Here is a 1844-nt window from a genome sequence, read left to right as displayed (position 1 = left end):
GTCTGACCAGTTTTTTTTCAACAATTCTCTAAAAGCCTCTTGACAAAAGACTTACAGTCTTAACTTGTCACCAATGATTTGGTTATCAGAACCAGAGGCGATGGTTTCTCCATCGGGGCTAAAAGCTAATGCCTGAACTCCTGCCTCATGGGCGGCAATTGTTCTTAACAAAGTGCCGTCACGGTGCCAGAGTTTAATAGTACCGTCTCCAGTGCCCGCAGCGATCGCCTTACCATCAGGACTAAAGATAATGGATAAAACAGGAGATTCATTTTGTGAAAGCGTTTTGAGCAAGGTGCCATCACGCCGCCAAATTTTCACAGTGCTATCTTCAGAAGCGGAGGCAATTAACTCTCCATCTGGGCTAAAAACTGCTTTCCTGACTACGCCAAGATGCCCTGTTAATGTCTTGAATAATGTGCCATTGCGCCGCCAGAGTTTCACCGTACTATCTTGGGAAGCTGAGACAATTAATTCTCCATCTTGGCTAAACTTGACGCTGTAAATTGGAGCTTTATGTCCTGTGAGAGTGTGTAAAGGTAGTGCTGCTTTATCTGTGCTACTGTTAAGCTGCCAGAGTTTAATTGTTAAGTCTCCACTCCCAGAAACGATAAGCTGACGATCGGGACTGATGGCAATTCCTAGAACGGGTGCTATATGTGCTTTGAAGGTGCGAATTAATCTGCCATCTTGATGCCAAATTTGCACCTCCCCGTCGCTTGTCCCCACAGCGATCATCTCCTCATCAGGACTAATGGCTAAGGCATTCATCCAACCACTATTGCCTGAAAAACGGTTATATTCAATTGCTCCATAAATTGCTCGACGTAGGGCAGATTCAACCATGCCATTTGTCTGGCGATCTGTGCCGTTTAATAGTTGTAGTTCTTTTCTGGCTTTGAGGGCTTCTATTAAGGCATCTAACCGCTTATCTAAGGCAAATAGGGCTTCGGAATACCGCGTTATGCTTTGAATTTTGCCAATTTTTTCGTTGCGTTGGCTTTGAGTGGCTTGATGATATTGTGAAAAGGCGATCGCTCCCAATCCTAAAGCTAAGATTAAGGCCATACTGAGTGTTACTATAAAGTGTTTTTGTCGTTTGGCATTTTTTTTCTGCTCGAACAGTCGCGCTTCAACTTCTGTTAGTCGTGCTGCTTCTAGTGCTTGTTGCACTTCGATGCGGTCTAATTCTTCACTTTGGGATAAAAACTGATAATCTAGGTCACTTAAACTTTTTCCTCGCGCCCAATCTTGAGCGTCTTTCAATGCTTGTCCCCGCAATAGGCGCGATTTATCTTGTTGTTTTGTCGCCCACCACGCATCTAAGTTTTGCGAATAAGGACGTAGTAATCCTAATTTTGTTTCGATCCATTCGCTGTCAAAAACTCTTTGATAAATTCGATTTTTTACTTTCAGGAAACCTTGTTGTTTTTCTACCAAGCCACTGAGTAGCAATTCTATCTGTTCTCGACTGTCATCGGTTGGCACTGGCACTCCTTGCCAAATTTTCTGGTAAATTCCCAGCCATCTACCCATGCGCTGCTCGTTTCGCAAGATGCGATCGCGGATTGTCTTTAAATGCTCTGGTTCGTCTTGCGATTCCCATTTATAGATGATGTTTTCTCTCACCACCGATTCCACAAAAAATTCCTCGGTTCCCGGTAGGATTTTTAAATGCCCGCTGTGGGATGCGCGCGCTATTCTTACCACTAATTCACATATTTTTTGAGTTAAAAATGGCTGCCCTTCCGTCCAAGCTAAGATTTCTTTGAGAACTGCTTGCGGATTGGCTATGACATTTTCTAACCCTTTCGCTAATGGTTGCGCTTCTTCTAAGCTAAATC

General features: G+C 43.7%; 1 pseudogene. It reads right to left on the bottom strand.

Going from position 1 to position 1844, the window contains the following annotated elements:
- Positions 1-51: 51 nt before the first annotated feature.
- Positions 52-1844 (bottom strand): annotated as a pseudogene (locus QUA03_RS28805) (WD40 repeat domain-containing protein); the annotation flags it as partial.

This window comes from Microcoleus sp. S36b_A4 (genome assembly GCF_036700645.1).
Taxonomy (GTDB): Bacteria; Cyanobacteriota; Cyanobacteriia; order Cyanobacteriales; family Microcoleaceae; genus Microcoleus.
The sequence above is the reverse complement of the archived record's forward strand: the minus strand, read 5'-3'. Positions and strand labels throughout refer to the sequence as shown.